Origin of the sequence: Streptomyces sp. NPDC038707 (genome assembly GCF_040636485.1) — a bacterium.
Taxonomy (GTDB): domain Bacteria; phylum Actinomycetota; class Actinomycetes; order Streptomycetales; family Streptomycetaceae; genus Streptomyces.
Window position 1 is genome coordinate 87,502 of record NZ_JBEZUP010000027.1, and the last position, 20,401, is coordinate 107,902.

Annotated in this window: 16 protein-coding genes and 4 pseudogenes; 9 read left to right on the forward strand and 11 right to left on the reverse strand. The window is 72.0% G+C overall.

Annotated features, from left to right (window positions below; translation table 11 throughout):
* Nucleotides 1-118 precede the first annotated feature (118 nt).
* Nucleotides 119-1,066: a ScbA/BarX family gamma-butyrolactone biosynthesis protein gene (locus tag AB0E62_RS29460; protein ID WP_362200332.1), complete on the reverse strand. Its 948-nt coding sequence runs from the start codon at nucleotides 1,064-1,066 to the stop codon at nucleotides 119-121.
* 112 nt (nucleotides 1,067-1,178) lie between these two features.
* Here AB0E62_RS29460 and AB0E62_RS29465 point away from each other — a divergent pair, with 112 nt between their 5' ends.
* Entirely contained in the window at nucleotides 1,179-1,868 is a 690-nt protein-coding gene (locus AB0E62_RS29465; protein ID WP_362200335.1) for a ScbR family autoregulator-binding transcription factor, read from the forward strand.
* On the opposite strand, the pseudogene AB0E62_RS29470 reads toward AB0E62_RS29465, so the two are convergent.
* From AB0E62_RS29470 to AB0E62_RS29480, 3 pseudogenes are all read right to left on the reverse strand, one after another.
* Nucleotides 1,865-2,817: pseudogene (locus tag AB0E62_RS29470) on the reverse strand (IS481 family transposase). The gene AB0E62_RS29465 and the pseudogene AB0E62_RS29470 sit on opposite strands and share 4 nt — an antisense overlap.
* Nucleotides 2,818-3,011: 194 nt before the next feature.
* Nucleotides 3,012-3,101: pseudogene (locus AB0E62_RS29475) on the reverse strand (IS5/IS1182 family transposase); the annotation flags it as partial.
* 135 nt (nucleotides 3,102-3,236) lie between these two features.
* Nucleotides 3,237-3,641: pseudogene (locus AB0E62_RS29480) on the reverse strand (transposase); the annotation flags it as partial.
* On the opposite strand from AB0E62_RS29480, the gene AB0E62_RS29485 reads away from it, so the two are divergent.
* The gene (locus tag AB0E62_RS29485) at nucleotides 3,594-4,490 is read left to right on the forward strand and encodes an RNA polymerase sigma-70 factor (protein WP_362200338.1); all 897 of its coding nucleotides are present in this window, start codon (nucleotides 3,594-3,596) and stop codon (nucleotides 4,488-4,490) included. The pseudogene AB0E62_RS29480 and the gene AB0E62_RS29485 overlap by 48 nt on opposite strands.
* Before the next feature lie 628 nt (nucleotides 4,491-5,118).
* Here the strand turns inward: AB0E62_RS29485 and AB0E62_RS29490 are convergent.
* Complete coding sequence (locus tag AB0E62_RS29490; protein ID WP_362200341.1) at nucleotides 5,119-6,033, reverse strand: MBL fold metallo-hydrolase; 915 nt, start codon at nucleotides 6,031-6,033, stop codon at nucleotides 5,119-5,121.
* Nucleotides 6,034-6,914: 881 nt separating this feature from the next.
* Between AB0E62_RS29490 and AB0E62_RS29495 the strand changes: the two genes are divergently transcribed.
* Entirely contained in the window at nucleotides 6,915-8,645 is a 1,731-nt protein-coding gene (locus AB0E62_RS29495; RefSeq protein WP_362200344.1) for a SpoIIE family protein phosphatase, read from the forward strand.
* 99 nt (nucleotides 8,646-8,744) lie between these two features.
* Nucleotides 8,745-9,005, forward strand: coding sequence for a hypothetical protein (locus AB0E62_RS29500; RefSeq protein ID WP_362200347.1), 261 nt, complete (start codon nucleotides 8,745-8,747; stop codon nucleotides 9,003-9,005).
* A gap of 100 nt (nucleotides 9,006-9,105) precedes the next feature.
* Here AB0E62_RS29500 and AB0E62_RS29505 read toward each other — a convergent pair.
* Nucleotides 9,106-9,318, reverse strand: a pseudogene (locus AB0E62_RS29505) (integrase core domain-containing protein); the annotation flags it as partial.
* A gap of 103 nt (nucleotides 9,319-9,421) precedes the next feature.
* A complete protein-coding gene (locus AB0E62_RS29510; RefSeq protein ID WP_362200350.1) occupies nucleotides 9,422-10,759 on the reverse strand; it encodes a hypothetical protein in 1,338 nt (445 codons plus the stop codon).
* A 215-nt stretch (nucleotides 10,760-10,974) separates the two neighbouring features.
* On the opposite strand from AB0E62_RS29510, the gene AB0E62_RS29515 reads away from it, so the two are divergent.
* Nucleotides 10,975-11,157, forward strand: coding sequence for a hypothetical protein (locus tag AB0E62_RS29515; protein WP_362200353.1), 183 nt, complete (start codon nucleotides 10,975-10,977; stop codon nucleotides 11,155-11,157).
* A gap of 246 nt (nucleotides 11,158-11,403) precedes the next feature.
* On the opposite strand, the gene AB0E62_RS29520 is transcribed toward AB0E62_RS29515, so the two are convergent.
* Genes AB0E62_RS29520 through AB0E62_RS29530 form a run of 3 tightly spaced genes read right to left on the reverse strand, consistent with a single transcriptional unit; the run spans nucleotide 11,404 to nucleotide 14,607 of the window.
* Nucleotides 11,404-12,093, reverse strand: a complete 690-nt coding sequence (locus tag AB0E62_RS29520; RefSeq protein WP_362200356.1) for a hypothetical protein — start codon at nucleotides 12,091-12,093, stop codon at nucleotides 11,404-11,406.
* Entirely contained in the window at nucleotides 12,090-13,379 is a 1,290-nt protein-coding gene (locus AB0E62_RS29525; RefSeq protein ID WP_362200359.1) for an amidohydrolase, read from the reverse strand. Before AB0E62_RS29525 ends, AB0E62_RS29520 begins: the two co-directional genes overlap by 4 nt.
* Nucleotides 13,348-14,607 (reverse strand): MFS transporter, encoded by a 1,260-nt coding sequence (locus AB0E62_RS29530; protein ID WP_362200362.1) that lies wholly within the window; start codon nucleotides 14,605-14,607, stop codon nucleotides 13,348-13,350. The genes AB0E62_RS29525 and AB0E62_RS29530 overlap by 32 nt, the downstream gene beginning before the upstream one ends.
* Nucleotides 14,608-14,780: 173 nt before the next feature.
* On the opposite strand from AB0E62_RS29530, the gene AB0E62_RS29535 reads away from it, so the two are divergent.
* The 3 genes from AB0E62_RS29535 to AB0E62_RS29545 all read left to right on the forward strand — a co-directional run bounded on the left by AB0E62_RS29535 (nucleotide 14,781) and on the right by AB0E62_RS29545 (nucleotide 19,146).
* Nucleotides 14,781-15,887 carry an Lrp/AsnC family transcriptional regulator gene (locus AB0E62_RS29535; protein WP_362200365.1) on the forward strand — a complete coding sequence of 369 codons (1,107 nt, stop codon included), beginning with the start codon at nucleotides 14,781-14,783 and terminating at the stop codon, nucleotides 15,885-15,887.
* A 149-nt stretch (nucleotides 15,888-16,036) separates the two neighbouring features.
* On the forward strand, nucleotides 16,037-17,698 hold the full coding sequence (locus tag AB0E62_RS29540; RefSeq protein WP_362200368.1) for a cellulase family glycosylhydrolase: 1,662 nt from the start codon (nucleotides 16,037-16,039) through the stop codon (nucleotides 17,696-17,698).
* 242 nt (nucleotides 17,699-17,940) lie between these two features.
* The gene (locus AB0E62_RS29545; RefSeq protein WP_362200371.1) at nucleotides 17,941-19,146 is read left to right on the forward strand and encodes an SGNH/GDSL hydrolase family protein; all 1,206 of its coding nucleotides are present in this window, start codon (nucleotides 17,941-17,943) and stop codon (nucleotides 19,144-19,146) included.
* Nucleotides 19,147-19,209: 63 nt separating this feature from the next.
* On the opposite strand, the gene AB0E62_RS29550 is transcribed toward AB0E62_RS29545, so the two are convergent.
* Nucleotides 19,210-19,596: a DUF2267 domain-containing protein gene (locus AB0E62_RS29550; RefSeq protein ID WP_362200374.1), complete on the reverse strand. Its 387-nt coding sequence runs from the start codon at nucleotides 19,594-19,596 to the stop codon at nucleotides 19,210-19,212.
* A gap of 279 nt (nucleotides 19,597-19,875) precedes the next feature.
* Here AB0E62_RS29550 and AB0E62_RS29555 point away from each other — a divergent pair, with 279 nt between their 5' ends.
* Nucleotides 19,876-20,334, forward strand: a complete 459-nt coding sequence (locus AB0E62_RS29555) for an SPW repeat protein (protein WP_362200377.1) — start codon at nucleotides 19,876-19,878, stop codon at nucleotides 20,332-20,334.
* Nucleotides 20,335-20,401 lie beyond the last annotated feature (67 nt).

Genomic DNA, 20,401 nt, shown 5'->3' on the forward strand with positions numbered 1-20,401 from the left:
GCGGGGCCGAAAGTCGTACGGTCGGCCGTTGACGCCCGTACGGACTAGTCCCACCAGGGAACATAACGATCGTTACGCTAGATTTAGTCACAGTAGGGAGTCAAGCTGTGACGTCAAGTTACGCCCGCAAGGGTGATGTGTAGTGCAGAACGCCGAAAGCGGGGCATTGGCTGTCCTGTGTGAACCGGAAGACGCAGGTGCGGTGGTGCGGCACGCAGACGATTCGCGCGGCCGGGGAGAACTCGGTGAAGCGCAGTGCCGTCAGCCGGGCACCGGTGGGCCGGGTCAGGGCTCCGTCGCTCGCCAGCGCGGCGGCCTGGCGGGCCGCCTCCAGCAGCACCATCCCGGGCACATGGTCGGTGGCGTGGTCGAAGAAGAAGGGATGCCAGGGATCGGCCGCGTCCACCAGCACCTCCCGGGGGGCCGGCCCAGGGGTCCCGGCGCACCCGATGACCACGTCCCGGGCATGGGGCACGCCGAGCCGGGCCGGGTCGGGCCGGAGCAGGCCGGCCGACGCCGGGGGCTGGCAGGTGCCGGCGAGCGGCCCGCGCAGGGCCGCGTACCGTTCGGCGGACAGGAACCGGGCACCGCCGCCGGCCCGGGCGAACACCGCGCCGCCGGCCAGGAACTCCGTGTGCATCCGCAGCCCGGCGGCGGCACCGTCGGCACCGGCGCGCAGCCCCGTGACCCGCACCCGGCAGGTGATCTGGGTGGCGCCGTGGGCGGCCCGTGGCTGCGCCGCGGGTTCCGTGGTGAAGAAGACGTCGGTGATCAGCATGCGGGTGTCCACCGGCACGCCGAGGTAACACAAAGGGATGAAAATACCCAGCTGCCGTAATGTCTCCACCACCATCAGCGGATGATGGACGGCATGGCCGTCGACCGGAAAGGTCGGATGCGACCGGGACCAGCAGGCGGCCGCCAGGAAACGCGTCTCGTCGACGCGCAGTACGTCGGTGAGCAGAACCTCCGCCACGGACGCCCGGTGGACCAGCTCCCGGGGGACCGTGCGCGACCAGCTCAGGGCCCGCGGCTCTTCGACGGTGCCACGGATTCGAGCGTCCATTCCCCCAGCAGACCGCAGTTCGGCGCGTTCCGCACACCGACTCGACAGTCCGGACGGGCTCGGGTACTACATTGCCTAGCGGCAGGAGAGGTACGAGGACCTCGGAAAAAGGTTGCGACGCGTGCGAGCGAATCTGACACGGCGGGCTCTGCTGGAAACCGCGGCACGATTGTTCGATGAACGGGGTTACGCCGGGACCAGCATCAGCGATATCAGCGCACTTTCCGGGCGCACCAGCGGCGCCATTTATTTCCATTACGCCAGCAAGGAGAAACTGGCCCTCGCCGTGGTCGAGGAGCACTTCGCCTCCTGGCCGCGCATGATCGAACACCATCGGTCCACCGGCCGCCCGGCCCTGGAGAAACTGGTCGCGCTGAGCTTCACCGTCGCCCGCGCCTTCCGGGACGACGTCGTCGTACGCGCCGGCTCACGCCTGTGGATGGAACGCAAGGCGATCGCCGCGCCCCTGCCCACGCCGTTCGTCGACTGGATCAAGGTGGTCACCGAACTCCTCACCGAGGCACGCGTCCACGGGGAACTGGCGGCCGGAGTCGACCCGGTGCCCGCCGCGCACAGCGTGGTCTGCGCCTTCTTCGGCCTCCACACCGTCTCCGACGCCCTGGACGGCCGCGAGCACATCGAGCAGCACCTGAACGACCTGTGGCGGCTGCTCCTCACCGCGCTCCAGGCCGACCCGGACCCGGCGGCCCTGCTGGACCGCGTCCACGCCGCCCCGGCAGCCGCTTCCCCGGTGCCGCAGCCGCCGGCCGGCGAGGCCGCACTCACCCGCGCCGAGGCCTAGGTGTATTGCCTTGTGAGGTTGGGGACGCGGCTGGCGGGTGGTTGGCCTTTCAGCGCGGTGTGTCCGCGGTGGTGATTGCAGGTGTGTAGCCAGCCGGGGAAGGCGTCGCGTCGTTGCTGTTCTGAGCGGTAGGGGCGGGCGTAGGCCCATTCGTCGAGCAGGGTGCGGTTGAAGCGTTCGACCTTGCCGTTGGTCTGGGGCCGGTAGGGCCGGGTGCGTTGGTGGGTGGCCCCGGCGGCTGCCAGGTGGTCGCGCCAGTGGCGTGAGCGGTAGCAGGAGCCGTTGTCGGTCAGGACCCGCTCGACGGTGATGCCGCACTCGGTGAAGTAGGCGTGTGCCCGCTTCCAGAAGCCGGTGGCGGTCTCCTTCTTCTCGTCCGGGTGGATCTCGCTGTAGGCCGGGCGGGAGTGGTCGTCGACGGCGGTGTGCAGGTAGCTGTAGCCGGCGTTCGTGCGGTTCTTGCGGCCCGCGGCCCGGCGAGGACTTTGTGGCCGCCGCCGTCGGGGATGTTGCCGAGTTTCTTGATGTCGACGTGAACCAGTTCACCGGGCTTGTCGCGTTCGTAGCGGCGTATGACCCGGCCCGTTGCCCGGTTCATATGGGCGAGACGGGCCAGGCCGTAACGGGTCAGGACACGATGCACGGTCGAGGGCACCAGGTGCGGCAGGTGAGCGATGCGGGCCGGTCCCCACCGGCGTAGGAGGCGGACCTTGATGATCCGCCGTTCGGTACGGGTGGGCGTGCGGCGCGGGCTGGTGCGCGGACGGCTGGAGAGGTCGGCCATGCCCGCCTCGCCCAGCCGACGGTAGCGATCGGCCCACCGCTGAGCGGTGGTGGGCGAGACCTGGAAGCGTTCCGCAGCGCGGCGCAGGCTCCAGTTGTCGTCCACGACGCAGCGGGCCAGGCGCAGGCGGCCGGTCTCGGTCAACGGTGCATTACGGTGGGGCACGAGGGCCTTTCTGTTGGTGTAGACGTCGCAATCCACACCGAACCGGAAGGCCCTCACCTGTTCAAGATCCCTCAGCCGAGACCTGGCTCACCCGTCCACAACCTCCCCGGACAGAACACCTAGTGCCCGCGGACCGTGCGGGAAGAGTACGCCTTGTCGAGCCAGGGCGGTGAAAGCAGGTGCATCGCCGGCGGCCCGCCGGTGAGGACGAATGCCAGAGGCCGGCAACGGGTGGCGGCGGTGCGGTGGATCTCCGTGGTCGGTCCGCCGCGGGACCGGCTGATGGGGGCTCTTTTTGTGGTCCCCGGCCGTGTGCTGGCGGGTCCGCACGATCGTGAAGTCCACCGACCCGACCCAGTCGAGGCCTTCGTCCGCGTCGGCCTGGGCCACCCGAGCGGTGAACACCCGCTCCAGGTGCCGTCGACGGCCCGAATACGCAGCCGGTTGCGGATGCCCCGCCCGTTGCCGTACCTCTCCGGCAGATGCACCCACTGCGTGCCGGACTGTAATTTGCAGGCGATCGCGTCGATCATCTCGCGATGATCTCGCCAACGGCCGCCCCGCTTCGGTGTCCGGTCCGGGAGCAACGGCTTGGCCCGCGCCCACCGCACGTCGGTCGACGCCGCGCCCGGACCGACGGCCGAGCGATCCGGACGAAACTGCCTGCCCGCTGAACTGATCGCAGTGCAAGGCGAGTTGGGGACGCCGGACAGCCTCGGGTGACTCGGTGTGCCACTTGTAGCATGGTCGGTAACCCGGTCAGAAGGGACCGTTCCATGCATGCCGGATCCTCTCACGACACCCTCGTCCAGGCGACGAAGCATTTCATCTCCGCGCGTCCGCGACTCTTCGGCATCGCGTACCGCATCCTGGGCAGCGCCGCTGAGGCCGAGGACGTGGTGCAGGAGACCTGGCTGCGGTGGCAGAACACCGACCGGACGACCGTCCACGAGCCGGCCGCGTTCCTGACCACGGTGACCACCCGTCTGGCGATCACCCTGGCCCAGTCCGCACGCGTTCGCAGGGAGACCTATGTCGGTCCGTGGCTCCCGGAGCCGGTCGACACCAGCCAGGATCCGCAACTGGGCGCGGAACGGGCCGAGGCCCTCGAGCTGGCGGTACTGCTGCTCCTGGAGAAGCTGAATCCCGTGGAGCGCGCCGCCTACGTGCTGAGAGAGGCCTTCGACTACCCCTACGGGCGGATCACCGAGATGCTGGAGACGAAGGAGGCCAACGTCCGTCAACTGGTGAGCCGGGCACGCAGACACCTGGCCGCCGAACGCGGCAAGCGGGTCGATCCGGCGGCTCACCGGCGCCTGCTGGAGGTCTTCCTCGCCGCGGCCCGGACGGGCGACCTCTCGGTGTTGGAGGACGTGCTGACCGCGGACGTCGTCAGCTACTCGGACGGAGGCGGAATGCGCGGCGCGTCCAAGATCCCGGTCGTCGGACGGACCCACGTGTCCCGGTACCTGGCGGCGTTCGCACCGCGCTTCTGGCCGCCGGCAGAGACCGAGTGGGTCGAGGCGAACGGCCGGCCAGCCGCGCTCATCTCGGCCGATGGGGCTGCTCTGGCCCTGCTGTCCATCGATGTGTCCACCGAGGGTATCGACCGGATCATGTGGGTCATGAACCCGGAGAAACTGTCTCCCTATGTCGCGTCCCTACGTAACTGACCCGCTGCCGGCCGACGGCGACCTGGGCCTGGGTCTGCGCCTGCCCTCCGTTTCGATGGTGACGGCCAGGGCACCGGACCCGAGACGGGGCCCGGGGGACCAAGGGCATGCCTGTCGCGCGTCGATCTGGTGGTGACGTGACCGCGGGTACGGTGGCGCACGGCATGCCGAGGGCAGACGTCGGGCGCGCTTCTCGCGGAACGTCCGTGCCGCCTCCCCGTTCTCGCCACGCACGGTGGCCACGAGGCCGGAGCCGGATGACGATCGCGGTGCCATTGAAGGCGTGATGGCGTGATGACGCTTGTCATACCGTGCGGCCGGCAGCCGCAGGGCTTGCAGTGGGCCCGCTGCTCATCGGGTCCGGCGGTGGCGGCCCCGTTCCCCCGCCACCGCGGACAGGCGCGGTCGTCCCAGCCGAGTACGCGCCCGGACCCGCTCCGGCCTGCCACGCGGACGGCCCACGCCGCGGCACCGGAGAAGCGCAGGCCGTCCGGAACCGCGGCGGTTGGAGGCACCCCGACGATGCCCCCTCCTCTCACCCGGCATCCCGCTGCCCGGCGGGAGGGGCCCGTTCCTGCGCCTCCCCTTCCCGCCGAGGGCCGTGAGAAGCGGTGTGACCGAGGTGCGGTCAGTAATCCCAAACGGCCGGTACGAACCGGAAGGCGTTACCGGCGACCGCCACGCGGCAGAGGGACGGGAAGGGCAGGTGAGTCGCGATCAGTTGCTCGCCGCTCGCCGCCATCTCCGTCAGGAGACGGATCCGGACGCGGGCTGATTCCTCAGGGTCGTGTTCGAATCCGTTGTGCCACTCCGGGTTGTCGAACCCGCACTGGAACACCGCATCACCGGCGAACGTCAGCCGCTCGCCGCCGGACTCCAGGCGGACGATGCTGTGACCGGGGGTGTGACCGCCGGTGCGGCAGATCCTTACTCCTGGCGCTACCTCGTACTCCGTCTCGAACGGCCGCAACTGGCCGCGGAACACCTCCAGGAACCGCGAGGCGGTCGTGCGAAGCACCTCCGGCACCGGTGCCGGCATGGCGGTACGGGAGAAATCAGGCGCTTCCCAGAACTCGGCCTCGGCGGTCGCCAGGTGCACCCGCAGGTCGGGGCGCAACCGGCCCCTCAGCCCCTCGACGAGCAGCCCACCGATGTGGTCCATGTGCAAGTGCGTGAGCAGCACGTCGGTCACGGACGCGGGGTCGATCCCGGCGGCGTCCAGTCGCATGGCCAACTGCCCGGCCCGCGGGAAGCCCGGGAACTCCGTCCCCAGCCCGGAATCGATGAGGACGGTCCGGCCACCGCTGCGCACCACGGCCACATTCAGCGGGTAGTCGATCACCTCGGGCGACAGGAACATGTTCTTGAGCCAGGCCGACAGCTCGGCCTTGGAGGCATTGGTGGCCAGCGTCGCGGGGGATATCGGCAGCACCCCGTCGCTGATCACCATCACGTCGATGTCGCCGACCTTCAGCGCGTAGCGCGACGGAACGGACTCGTCCTGCCCGCGGGCATCGGGGCGTGCGATGTTGGTCTGGATCATGCTGTTTCTCCTCTTGAAGAGAGTTGACCGAAGACATCGACGGCGCCATGGGTCGCACCGTCCAGTCATCCCTATGACCGGACGGCAGCCGGGTTTGTGACAGCCGCCTTGCCCCGTCTCGCAGATCAAGCCGAGGACCGGCGAGGCGGTCTCCTGACGGGACGGGCAGGTTCCCCGGGATCGGCGGTGGACCAGGGGAAGATGCCCGGGATGTGGAGTCCGGCCAGGCAGGCAGTCGTCACGGGTCTCCGGCACTCCGGATGTGGGGTGGCCGCGGTGGCGATCATCGTGGTCGGCGTGGTCCCCGGATCCATGAGGGTGGGCGGCCCGAGCGCCCGGACGACGGGCGCCGGCCTGGCCGGCTGCGGTCCGACGGCCGCGGGGCCATGGGCCTGTGGGCCCGCAGGGGAGAAACTTCGCCGGACCGTCCCGCTGCTCGGCCCGGACGCGCCACTGGCGGACGAGTCCGAGAACTGCCGACTGCGTCCCGAGTCGCTGTCTCCCTGCCGGCGTCTGGGAGGCGCCTCCGCATCCGGGGCGCCGGCGGCCCGGCCGCCGCAGTCCACGGCCGCCGCAGTCCACGGCCGCCGCAGTCCACGGCCGCAGCGGCGAGGCCGTCGTCCGTGACGGCGTACGACGGACGGCTCGGCAGCCTCCCGGAGCCGGAGGTGATCGGCGGACTGGGGCGGGCGGTGGCGGGCATCGGTGATCGTGGGTGAACGCACCGCTTCCGGCGGGTACCCGTCAAACATGATCAGGCCTGAACGTCCCGGTGAGCGGCCGCTGCCTGTCGATCGGGGGGGGCGCACCGGGACCGGACCGGGCCAGCCGGGTGCGGGCGGCCGGCCAGAAGAGGACGGCCGATCAGCGAGGAGACGGGTATGGCAGGGCCTGAACGCACGGGCACGGACGCGAGCAGTGGGCGGCAGCAGTCCGAAGACGTATCCGCCGGTGTGCTCACCGAAGCACTGGAAGCCATCGGGACCGGCGCCTATGTCGTGGACGAGCAGGGCCGCATCGTCGCCGTGAACTCCTGCGGGGAGCGGATGCTGGCCATGCCCGCCGAGGATCTTCTCCGCCGCGACGCGCACGATCTGTTGCATCGTGACGCTCACGGTCAGCCACTGCCGACGGCACGGTGCGTCATGCGGCAGGCGTTCCACGCCGGGCGCACCGCCCAGGCCGAGGAAGACCATTTCGCGCGCGGGGACGGTTCCGTCCTGCCCGTTTCCTGGCTGATCACGCCGTATCGCATCGGTGGGCGGCAGTACGGCACACTCGTCGTCTTCCACACCACCGACCACGCGCGGGAAGCCGGCGCGCGACGGGGGCCGGTGGCCGAGCTGACGGAGTTGGAGCGGCTGGCGCTGCTCGCCGAGACCACCACACGGTTGACCTCGACCCTCGACGTTGACGAGGCGCTGCGCCGGCTGGTGGCGCTGGTGGTGCCTCGGCTGGCGGACTGGGTCATCATCGACCTGATCACCGAGCGGGACGAGGTCTGGCGCGCGGTCGTCGTCCACGCCGAGGGGGGCACCTTGGGGCATCACGAGGACCTGCAGGGCCCGATGCCGCCGATCCCGGAACGATCCCCCATGCCCCTGTCCAGGGCTCTGCGCGGGGTCGCCTCCACCGTCGCCGGACCCGAGACCTACCAGGGGGCGCCGGATTCCGGCATCGCGGTGGAGCAGCGCCGCCTGTTCGATGCCACCGGCATCCGCTCCGCGGCCATCGCCCCCATCCGCAGCACCCGTGAAGTGCTGGGGGCCCTCACCCTGGGCCGGGCCGCACACCCGGGGAACTTCACCGGTGACGACCTGCCCCTGATCGAGGACATCGCCCGCCGGGCCGGTCTCGCCCTGGACAATGCCCGCCTCTACCAGCGTCAGCGCAAGGTCGCCGAGACCATGCAGAACCATCTGCTGCCCCAGATGCCGAGCGTGCCCGGGCTGGAGATGACCGTCCGCTATCTGCCCGCGCCCGACGCCTCGCACGTCGGCGGCGACTGGTACGACGCCTTCCCTCTCTCCGACGGCGCCACCGCCCTGGCCATCGGCGATGTCGTCGGCCACGACCTGGAGGCCGCGGCCGGCATGGCACAGGTGCGCAACATGCTCCGTGCCTACGCCTGGACCCACCGGGAAGGGCCCGGCCGGATCGTCGAACGACTCGACGAAGCGGTCCAGCACATCACCGATGTGCCCATGGTCACCATGATCCTCGCCCGGATCGAAGAGGCGAGTGAGGGCTACCGGCGACTGACCTGGACCAACGCGGGCCATCCGCCGCCCCTGCTCGTCAGCCGCGACGGCCTCGCCGACTACCTCACCGACGGCCACGGCATCCTCCTCGGCACCGGACTCGGTGCTTCCCGCCCCGACGCCACCGTCCTGATCCCGGTCGGCTCCACCCTCGTGCTGTACACGGACGGCTTGATCGAAGCCCCCGGCTACAGCCTGGACACCGGTCTGCAGCGGCTGCGCCAGCACGCCGCCGCACTCGCCCACCGGACGCTGCCCTCCTTCACCGATCGACTGCTGAGCCGGGTCCGACCCGCCGACAACGACGACGACGTGGCCATCCTGACCCTGCGGGTTCCCGCCAGGACGTGAGGCGCGACGCGGCGTTCCAGGGGACCCGGGGGCCGAGCGCTCGCTGCCCGGTTCGCCGGCACCGGCGGAACCGCCGTCGCCGAGACCGTTCGCTTGCCCTTGGCGCTGCGCGACGTCTCCGGCCTCACCGACGACCTGCTGCGCGCCGCGCCATCACGCGGCGTCGACAAGCTCACCGTCGACGCGGTGCTGTGCCGGTCGGCGTTCACCGGGTTCGGGGTCCCGCCGAGCGGCACCCGTGACGACGGCCGCGCCCCGCGGGCGCTGCTGGAAACCGCCGCCGCTCGGTCGCCGCCGCCGCGGCCCACGTCCGCCTCCGCGGAGCCTGACGGCGACGCCGATCGCGACCCGGTGTCCTGACGGGGCATCAACTCCCCTCGCCCCGCCGGCTCCGTGCGCCCACCAGGCGGCGTCCCGGGACGTGCCGGTCCGCGGGGTCTGCGGGCGCAGGTACTGTATTGCCCGCAGCGTTGTTCACGCGGCTGATGGGTGGCCTGCCTCCGAGTGCGGTGTGGCAGCGGTGGTGGTTGTAGGTGTGGAGGAAGTCTGCCGGGGCGTTGGTGCGTTCGGTGTTGCTGGTGTAGGGCCGTGGGCAGGCCCATTCGTCGAGCAGGGTCCGGTTGAAGCGTTCGACCTTGCCGTTGGTCTGCGGCCGGTAGGCCCGGGTGAGCTTCGCATCGCTTCTGATGTGGGCGTGACACTTTGACGACAACTCCTAGCCCGCCGCAGGCGACCGCGAGCGGGGCAGGCCCGCGGGCCTGCCCCGCTCCGTGCTGTCAGGCGGACGGGTTGACGGTCACCGTCGCGGAGTTGTTCCCGCTGTCCGGGTCGAAGGCGAACGACGTGCCGTACTCGGGCCGGGCGACGACGCGGCCCGTGGCGTCGGGGACGACCCGGTCGACGCGCAGCTGGAACGGGAAGCTGACGTCGAGGTCGGGCTTGGCCCACGTCGGCAGGGTGCAGGCGTAGTGGGCGACGGCCGGGCTGCCGGACGATCCGGCGGTGTGGCAGGTGTCCGGCACGGAGGTGGCGGTGGTGCCCTCCGGGAGAGAGAAGTCGATCACGGCGATCGGGTCGCCGGAGCCGACATTGCCGGCCCAGGCCGGGCCGTGGTTGGCGAAGCGGAAGGCGGCGGTCACGGTGTCCCCGGCGCTGCCGCTCACCTGGGTGCCGTACACCGCGAAGTCGGCGGTGTTGCGGGCGGTGATGCTCCAGGACTGGCCGTTGTCCGAGACGTCGAGGTCGGTGGCGTCGCCGCCGGGCTGCACCTCGTAGTCGAACCGCTCGTACAGCGCGCGGCCGGTCACGGCGAGCCGCAGCGGCTCCGGCAGCTCCACCGTGGCGCCGGGCGCGACCTCGGTGTCGAACGAGCACGTCACGTACGTCATGGGCGTGTACTCGTTGTCGTCGGTGTCCGGCCCGGCGTAGGTGCACTGCGGGTAACGAGTGGCGACGTCGAGGCCGTACGTCGCCCACAGCTTCACGCTGAAGCCGTGGGCCGTCCGGTCACCGGTGTTGGTGACGGAGAACGGCACCGTGAGGGTGGTCCCGGGCGCCACGTCCCGCACGCTCCGCAGGGCGTTCACACCCAGGTCCGGGCCGGAGCCGACGGTGAGGAAGGTCTCCGCACCCGGGGCGACGAGCTTCCCGTCGGGCCCGCCGGTGGCCTCCGCCGCGTACTCGATCGCGCCCTGCACCGCGCCGGCGCCGGCGGCGGCCCGCACCTTCAGCTCGACCTGCGGGGTGTAACCGGTGGGGACGTCCCCGGTGTCGCACACGGCGACCGTACCGGAGGTGTTCGGCGCGCAGTTGTCGGGCCAGGCCACGTCGACGGACCCCGCCAGCCCCGAGACATCGACGGTCAACCGGCCGTCGGTCACGGTGAAGCCGGAGTTGTCGTGGTACAGGCCGAGCGCCAGCGACCGGTATTCACCCGCGGCGCCGTCCGCGCCCGCGGTGACCGCCTGCTCGTACGGCGCCTGGATCCACAGCTGGTCGGTCTGCGCCTCGTCGGCGAAGGCGACCCCGCTGCCGAGACCGGCGGCCAGCAACGCCCCAACGGCTCCGGCACATGCGCCGCGACGCAGCACACGGCCGACGGAGACAGAACTCATGGCATCTCCCACATCGATAGGAAGGGAAGTCCGGCACAGTGATCGCGCCGGACTTCCCTTGGACGGCCGGCTCAGCCGAAAGGTTGTAACTGACCTGCGGCGACCCGGTGTTCCGCAGCGCGTCAGACCCCAGGCAGACCTCCGGTCCCGACTCGGCGAGCGCGTCCAGGTCGCAAGAGGCCGCCCTGGGGTGGTACGCGCCCATCACCTCGGCGGTGCGGGTCGCGTCGCTCCCCGCCGGCATCCGCTGGATCGCCTCGGCGAAGCCCGGCGCGGCCACCATGTTCCGCAGGATCAGCAGGTGCCGGGCGGCCGGTGCGGCCGAGGACAGCGGCAGGAAGGTGACCCCGGGCACGCGCTCGACGGCCGCCCGCTGTTCCTCCGTACCGACGGCGTAGGCGCAGGTGCCGTCCGCGGCGAGGCGGGTGCCGAAGTCCGCCCGGCAGCCCGGGGCCACGCCGCCGTCGGGCAGCGGGTTGGCGACCACCTCGCCCGGCCCCCACCACAGGTTGTCGCACATCGACCAGTACCGGACCTGGGCACCCCGGCGGGCCAGGGCCGGGCGTGGTTTCCGGCGGTCGCGGTGGGCGCCTTGCCGTGGACGACCAGGACCTGTCCGACGGGCGGCGCGTCGAAGCCGGTGCTCAGATACGCGTTGTCCGGGTTGGGGTGGAGGCCGGCCGGGGCGGGGTGTCCGCCCCGGCCGGGGACGGGGGCCCGGAGGACGCGCCGGCGGCGGGAGCGCCGGGGGACAGGGCGTTCGCGCACGTTCCCACCCGGACGCGGTGCCCGTCCCGGACGAAGGTGACCTTCGGCAGGCGGAACGTCCCGTGCGGCAGATGGATCCGGTGGACGACGGTTCCCTCGGCGCCTTCCGGGGTGCCGGCGGGGGCGAGCGGCAGGGTGTTGGGCCGGCCCGCGGGGGTGTCCGTGACCGTGACGGTGAACTTGCCGCCGGGGTGGACGGGTTGACGGTACGGGTTGCCGCTGCCCCGGTCGGGGAGGAGTTGGTGATCCGTCAGGGCGGACGGAGCTCCGCCGGGACCCGTGGAACTGCTGGGGTGGGCGTCGTAGGTGGCGACCGAGGCGTAACGGGCGTCCGGGAAGCGGCCGTCGAGCCAGATGGCCAGCCCCTTGCGCATGGTGTGACGCAGCAGCCAGTACTCGGCATTGGTGTCCGGATAGGCGACGTTGGACGTCCGGTGACCCAGCGGCTCCCAGGCGCAGGCGGGCACCTGGGGCGCCGGGGCGCCGGCCGGGGAGGCGGCGGCCGCGGGGGCGGCCGCCGGCGGGGCGAGCGCGGCGGCGAGCAGAACGGGCCTCCAGCGCTTCATGAGGCGGTCCTTCCGGTGTGGGAGTCCCGGCCAAGCCACGACGCGGCGGCGGCCAGGAGGTGGCGTACCCCGGCGGCGACGGCGTGCCGGTCGGAGGGCGCGTAGTACGGGGAGTGGTTCGTGGCCGTGCCCGGCGGGAGCGTGCCGCGTTCCAGCGCGGCCACGGCCGCCTCGTCGAAGCCCGCGGGGTCCGCGCCGCCGAAGTGGAAGAACACCGACGGGCATCCGGCCGCCGCCGCGAACCGGCCGAAGTCCTCGCTGCCCGCGAGCGGAGCGGACAGGGTGTGCCCCAGGGCACCCGCGCCGGCCACGGCCGCCAGCACCCGCTCGGCGGCCTCCGGGTCGTTGACCGTCAGGGGGAAGGAGTCGTACGTCGTGATGTCCGGCGTACGGGTGGCGCCCTGCGCGCAGGCCTCCGCGTCGACGACCCGCCGGATGCCGGCCAGTACCTGTTCGCGGGTCTGCGCGTCGAACGTCCGCAGGCTGCACAGCAGTTCGGCGGTGTGCGGGATGACGTTCGCGACCGTGCCGGAGTGCAGGGCCCCGACCGTGAGGAGCGGCGACGGGGACAGCGGTGCCAGACGGGCGGACAGGGTCTGCAGCCGCAGCACCACGGCCGCCGCCATCACGACCGGATCGACGGCGAGATGGGGGGCGGAGGCGTGCGCGCCCGCGCCGTACAGGGTGACACGGAGGCTGTCGGCCGCCGCCATGACGGTGCCCGGCCTGGTCGTCACCACTCCGGCGGGCAGCGGGCCCACATGCTGGCCCAGCACCACCTCGGGCCGGGGGAACCGGTCGAGGACACCGTCGTCCAGCATGGCCTGCGCCCCCTGCCCCACCTCCTCGGCCGGCTGGAAGACGGCCACCACGGTCCCGCTCCAGGCGTCGGGGTGCGCGGCGAGCTGCCGGCACACCCCCAGCAGGGCGGCCACGTGCACGTCATGACCGCAGGCGTGCATCAGCCCGGGCTCGGCGGAGGCGTACGGAAGCCCGGTCTCCTCCCGCACGGGCAGCGCGTCCATGTCCGCCCGCAGCCAGACCACCGGCCCGGCGCCGTTGCGCAGGACGGACACCACACCGGTCCGGCCGACCCGCTCGGTGGTCTCCCAGCCGCCGGTGCCCGCCAGTTCCCGGACGACGGCGGCAGCGGTGCGCCGCTCCTGGAAGGCGAGTTCGGGATGGGCGTGCAGATCGCGGTAGACCTCCTCCCAGTGCGGCAGACGTGCCGAAAGGCCGCGGTTCAGGCCGGCCTCAGGCGGGGTGGGCGGCAGCGGACGTATCACTGTCGTCCTCCTTCGGGGTGTCGATGACGACGGCGCGCAGACGCGCCAGGAAACGGGGGGAGGTCTGGGGCACCCAGAGCACGGCGGCGACGGCGAGCACGGGGCCCACGAGCAACGACCAGAACGCGACGCGGTAGGAGAAGGCGTCGACCAGCCGGCCGAACACGGTCGGCACGATGATGCCCGACACCTGGCCGCCGAAGAGGATGATTCCCGAAGCCGTTCCCGTCAGGGCCGGCGGAAGGCTGCGCAGGGGCACCGAGAAACAGGGCATGTAGCACAGGCCGACGATCCCGCTGACGAGTGTGCCGACCACCACGAACTGGGCCAGTGTGGTGGTGAGCGGCAGCAGGACGAGCAGGCCGGCCGCCCCGCACATCGCCGGGACGACGATCCGCCGGGGCCGCCCCTCGAACCGGTCGCTCAGCCGGCCCCCGGCGACGGCGGCGACCGCCCCGAGCAGGGTCGGCGCCAGGGACACCAGCCCGGCGTCGGACACCCTCAGACCGCGCTCCTCCATCAGGAAGGAGGCGCTCCAGCTGTTCAGGCCCCACACCACGACGTCGTAGGCGAGGAACATCACCGCGAAGCCCCAGACGGCCGGCGACCTCAGCAGCGCGGCCGCGGCCCCCTTCGGGTGGCTCAGGGACGGGCCGGTCCGTTCGGCGGGCAGCGGCCCGGGCAGCCGGCGCCGGATCGCGACCACCACCAGCAGGCCCAGCACGGACACGGCGAGGAACATCACCCGCCAGTCCCAGCGGGCCAGCAGCAGCCCGCCCAGCACGGAGGCCAGCAGCCCGCCGACCGCGTTGGAGCTCTGGATCCAGCCGTTGGCGGTCAGCCGCTGCTCGGGCACGCTGCGCCGGCTGAGGGTCTCGATGGCCGCCGCGGGGAACAGGCCCTGGGCCATGCCGAAGAGACCGCGGAAGACCACGAGCGCGGTGAACGACCAGGCGACGGCGGTCAGTCCGGTGAAGACCGACCACAGGACGAGGGCCACGCACACCACACGCGCGCCGCCGAAGCGCGCGGCGACCGGGCCGGCGGGAAGCTGCGTCAGCGCGTAGGTGAGGAAGAACGAGGAGAGGATCACGCCCCGCTCCGCGTGGCTGAGACCGAAGGTGTCGCCGATCGACGGCAGCGCCAGATTGATCACCTGGCGGTCGATGTAGTCGACGGCCCATGCGGTGAACAGCAGGACCGCGGTGGTCCGGGTGGTTCTGAGCAAGGAGTCCTCCCGCCGTTCGAGGCGACGCTTGGCGGACACCCTGCACCGTCCGCCGCTTCGGGCCACGCAATCGCAGGAATCCGGCAGCCGTACCGCGTCGGCGCCGGAATCCGGCGTCCCGGGTACGTGACGGGGGCTTCAGCCGGGCCGCCCGCGCTGACAGGATGAGACGCGTGCCGCCCACCGACACCGCCCTCCCGGACACCCCCGACGGGCTCGACGAGACCGACCTGGCCCTGGTCGAGGCCCTCCAGCTGCGACCGCGCGCTCCCTGGGCGCAGATCGCCGCCGTCATCGGCATCGACGCCACCACCGCCGCGCGCCGCTGGCGGCGGCTCTCCGACAGCGGCCTGGCCTGGATGACGGCCTACCCGGCGCAGCACGCCTCGGTCGTCGGATACGTCGATCTCGCCTGCGCCCCTGGCGCACTCGACGCGCTGACCACCGAACTGTGCGGCTGGGGGCCGGTGTTCAGCGTGGAACGCACGACGGGCGACCACTCGTTGTTCCTGGGCGTGGCCGCCCGCGACCTGTCCGCCCTGGACGGCTTCGTCACCGGGCGGCTGGGACGGCTGGACGGAGTGCGCTCGGTACGGCTGAGCGTCTGCACCCGGGTGTACCGCGAGGGCAGCGGATGGCTGGTGCGCGCGCTCAACGAACGCCAGCGCACCCATCTCGCCGGTGGTGACAGCCGTACGCGCGCGCGGCCCGGCAGCGGACCGCTCGAAGGCGACCGCGGGCTGCTGCGCGCGCTCGGCGCCGACGCCCGCCGCGGCCACGCCGAGCTGGCGCGGGAGTGCGGACTGAGCGAGACGACCGTACGCCGGCGGCTGGGGCGCATGACCGCGGGCGGCGAGGTCTACCTCCGGTGCGACCTCACCCAGCAACTGGCCGGCTGGCCGGTCATCGCCACGTTCCGTATCACCGCCCCAGGCCCCGGCACCGAGGCCGTGGCGCACGCGCTTGCGGGGCTGCCGGAGACCCGGCTGTGCTCGTCGGTCACCGGACCGGAGAACCTGCTGCTGTCCGCGTGGCTGCGCTCGCCCGCCGACTGCCTCACCCTGGAGGAACGCATCCTGCACCGCCATCCCGGCCTGCGGATCGGCGAGCGGAGCATCACGCTGCACACCGCCAAGCGCATGGGCCGGCTGCTGGACCGGTGGGGCCGCGCCCGGGGCCACGTGCCGATGACCGCGGCGCCGGAAGCCGGGGCCGGCGGCCTGGCGGACATCGGCCCCGGCCTGGAGTGCGCCGGCCCCGGTCTGGAGTGCGCCGGCTGAGACTCCGGTTCCGCGCCCGGCCGCCCCGCCCTGGGGCCGACGGGGACCTTTCCTGACGGATCCCTTGACGTGCACCTGCCGTAACTGGCTCTATGGGAGCGCTCCCACAGCTTTCGGCCGCCCTTTGTCCACCCACTCCTGGAGCCGCAGTGAGAACAACGACACGTTGGACACCGAGGAACCCGGTCGCCGTGGTGCTGGCCGCCCTGGTCACCGTGCTGGGACTGCTCGCCCTCTCCCCGGCCCCCGCCCACGCCGGCTCCCGGCCGGCCGCCGCCGCGACCGGGCTGCACATCGGCAACGGCCGCCTCCTCGAAGGCAACGGCAACGATTTCGTGATGCGCGGCGTCAACCACGCCCACACCTGGTACCCGGGCGAGACCCAGTCGCTGGCCGACGTCAAGGCGCTCGGCGCCAACACCGTGCGCGTCGTCCTCTCCGACGGCTACCGCTGGTCCCGCAACAGCGCGCAGGACGTCGCGGCCGTCATCCAGAACTGCAAGGCCAACCGGCTGATCTGCGTCCTGGAGGTGCACGACACCACCGGGTACGGCGAGGACTCGGCCGCCGGCACGCTGGACCACGCCGCCGACTACTGGATCAGCCTCAAGGACGTCCTGGCCGGCCAGGAGGACTACGTCATCATCAACATGGGCAACGAGCCCTGGGGCAACACGAACCCGGCCGGCTGGACCGAACCCACCATGGCCGCCGTCAAGAAGCTCCGCGCGGCGGGCTTCCAGCACACGATCATGGTGGACGCGCCCAACTGGGGCCAGGACTGGCAAGGCGTCATGCGGGCCAACGCCCGCACGGTCTACGACGCCGACACCACCGGCAACCTCCTCTTCTCGATCCACATGTACAGCGTCTTCGACACCGCCCAGGAGATCACCGACTACCTCAACGCCTTCGTCACCGCGAAACTCCCCCTTGTCATCGGCGAGTTCGGCGGACCGGCCGACCAGTACGGCGACCCGGACGAGGACACCATGATGGCCACCGCCGAGCAGCTCGGCCTCGGCTACCTGGCCTGGTCCTGGAGCGGCAACACCGACCCGGTCCTCGACCTCGCCCTCGACTTCGACCCCGCGCGGCTCAGCTCCTGGGGCCGGCGCATCTTCCACGGCGCCAACGGCATCGCCGCGACCTCGCGCGAGGCCACGGTCTTCGGCACCGCCGCCCCCGACACCCAGGCCCCGACCGCACCGGGCACCCCGGCCGCCTCCGCGGTCTCGCCCACCTCGGTCACCCTGACCTGGCCCGCGGCCACTGACAACGTTGGCATCGCGGGCTACGACGTGGTCCGCGTCAGCGGCACCACGGAGACCCAGGCCGCCTCCACCGCGACGACCGCGGTCACCGTCCCGTCCCTGACCCCCGACACGGCGTACACCTTCGCGGTCTATGCCAGGGACGCCGCCGGCAACCGCTCGCCCCGGTCCGCGACGGTCACTGTCAGGACCGGGAAGGGCACCGGCACCCCCGGCGCCGGCTGCTCCGTGCGGTACCGCGTCGTCGGTGAATGGCCCGGCGGCTTCCAGGGAGAGATCACCATCGGCAACACCGGTACCACCGCGATCAGCGGCTGGACGCTGGGCTTCAGCTTCCCGAACGGCCAGACCATCAGCACCATGTGGGGCGGTACCCCGGCCCAGAGCGGTGCCGAGGTGACGGTTGCCGCCGCGTCGTACACGTCGACGGTCCCCGCGGGCGGCTCGGTCACGGTCGGCTTCACCGGCGGCAAGTCGGCCGCCAACACCTCGCCGACGGCGTTCACCCTCAACGGGACCGCCTGCACCACCGGTTGACGAACCGGCCGCGGACGCACGGGCGGTGGCGCGACTTCCCGGCCCGTCATCGTCTTCTTCAGCGTCAGCGTCAGTGTCGTCGTCGGCCCTCGTGCAGGGCACAGGGCCGTCACAAGGTCCGGGGACGTCCTTCTTCTGTGTGAACCGTCGGCCGCACGGGGGAACCCGTGCGGCCGACGGGCATCTTCCGGGTGCCCGGCACCATCCGCGACCACAGGCTCAGGCACGCGTTGGGAGAGGCCATGCAATCCCGCCCCACCTCACGGCACGTCACCGCACGGACCACCGCCGCGGTGGCGGCCGGGACGCTCGGCGGGGGAGACACGGACAGCCCGCCCCGGCCCGTGCGGATCATGCCGCTCGGGGACTCGATCACCGCCGGAATGAACAGCACCGGGGCGGCCGGGTACCGCGACGAACTCCTCCGCCACCTCCACCGCCTGGGCCACGACGCCTGCTTCGTCGGCCCCTGCGTCAACGCCTTCCAGCCGCAGGGAGATCCCGCGTACGCCGCGGTCTGCGGCATCACCGTCGAGGCACTCACCCCCCTGCTGCCGCAGTGGGTTCCGGCCGCCCGGCCGGACTGGCTGCTCGTCCACATCGGCACGAACGACATGTACGGCCCCGAGCACACGGCGGCCCCCGGCCACCTGCGCACCTTCGTGCGGACCCTGCTGCGCCTGGCCCCCTCCGCCGGCATCCTGCTCGCCTCGATCATTCCCTCGCGGCAGCCCGAGTGGCAGGCGCACATCGACGGCTACAACCGTCATGTGCGCGAGATCGCCGAGGAGTACGGGCACCGCGGCCGGGTCTTCTTCGCCGACATGGCCCCCGCGCTGCACGCCTCACCCCAGGGTGGCGACGACCTGTCCGACCTGGTCCACCCGAACGACCAGGGCTACGCCAAGATGGCCGCGGTCTGGCGGGACGCCCTCCGGGCGCGGCTGCCCGTCCCCGCAGGCGGACCGATCCTCAACCCCAACCCCCACCTTCAGACCCCCTGGATCTCCGAGGCGGTGGAACGGGACCGGGGCAGCGCTCCCGCGTGCTTCCCGGGCTGGACGAACCATGGGGTGCACGCCTGTCACGGGCGTCTCGCGGGTCTGGACAACGGCTCGCACGCGGCGGGCCTGTGCGCCGCTCCCGGATTCCTCGGCACCCGCCTCGCCACCACGCCCGGCCGCCCGGTCCGCGTCACCTTCCGCGCCCGCGCCGGCACCCTCGGCGCGAGCGCGGCACCCGGCGAACGGGCGCGCACGGGAAGGGGCCTGGGCATCCAGGCGGACGGGCACTCCAGGGCCACCGTCGCCGTCACCGACGACTGGCGCACCTGGACGTACGACTTCACCCCCACCGGTGCGGACACCGGCCTCCGCTTCACCCCGGGCACCCGGCCCGGCACCGGCCCCCTGGTCACGGACGTCGTGGCACGCGAAGCGGCTTCCTGAGCGGGCTCGGCCGTGTTCCGCCGCCGGCTGGCGCGGCCGGCGCGGAGCCGGTCCGCGCGGCGGTCAGCCCAGGTCCGGCCTGCCGAACAGGTCCGCGTAGCCGGTCGGCAACTGAGCCAGCAGGTGGTCGACCTCCGCGCCCGGCACCGCGTCGGCGACGGTGGACAGGACGGCGCCGGCGTCCCACTCGGCGGTCCGGGGCCGGGCGCCGGTCTGCTGGGCCACGCGCCGCAGGAATTCCTCCAGCCCGAGAGCCTCCGGCCGTGCAGGATGCCCGTGCAGGACATCGTCCAGCGGCGCGGGCAGCCGGTCGGCCAGGTCGTCCGCCTCCTGAGAGGGGATCCGGGCGGCGAGCACCCGCAGCACCGACGTACTGATGTGCTCGGCCTCCTCCGGGCTGTGGTACTCCCCACGGTCACGGACCCGGTCCAGAAATTCCGCCAGCTTCACGGTGCCCTCCTGTACGGGTTCCTCCGGCATGCGCGGACGCGGGCCTGTTCGGTGTCGGGCACAGCCCGCCCTGCCCTCCGCGGGACGCACCACCGGGTTTCCGTCGCGCGGCACGCCGAAACCGGCCGGCCCTCACGGGACCGGCGGGACGAGCGGGAGATCGGGTGCCATGTGATGTGAATCACATTGAGCGGGTTCGATGAGGTCGCTTCAGTCACTCAAGTGGGGGAATTCGGGTAAAAAGGACATAAGCCCAATGCGGGAGAGGAGACGACGCCCATGTCGTATCCGCAATACTCCACCGGCTCCACCGGCGGGATGACCGGACACCCCGAGATGGCGGAGATGAGGGAGCGGCTCGAACGCACCGCCTCGTCCGGCAGGGCGATCGCCCTCGAGGGGCTGATCCTGCTGACCGGTCTCTACACCGCGATCTCACCGTGGGTCGTCCACTTCGCGGGCCGGCCCAACATCACCACCAACAACCTGATCGTCGGCATCACCATCGGCCTGATCGGTCTCGGTCTCGCCCTCGTCCCCGAGCGGATGTTCCGCCTGGCGTGGGCACTGGTGCCCCTCGGTGTCTGGCTCCTGATCTCACCATGGGTGGTCACCGCCACGCACAGTGCACGGGCCGGCATCATCTGGAACAACGTCCTGACCGGCGTCATCACCATGGCGCTCGGCCTGGCGGCCATGGGCCTCACCATCGGCGTCACCCGCCCGGAAAAGCGCTGAACCGAGGAGGGCCGCCGGTCTGTTTACATGGGCGGGCAACCCCGATGATCACTTCGGAAGGACCCGC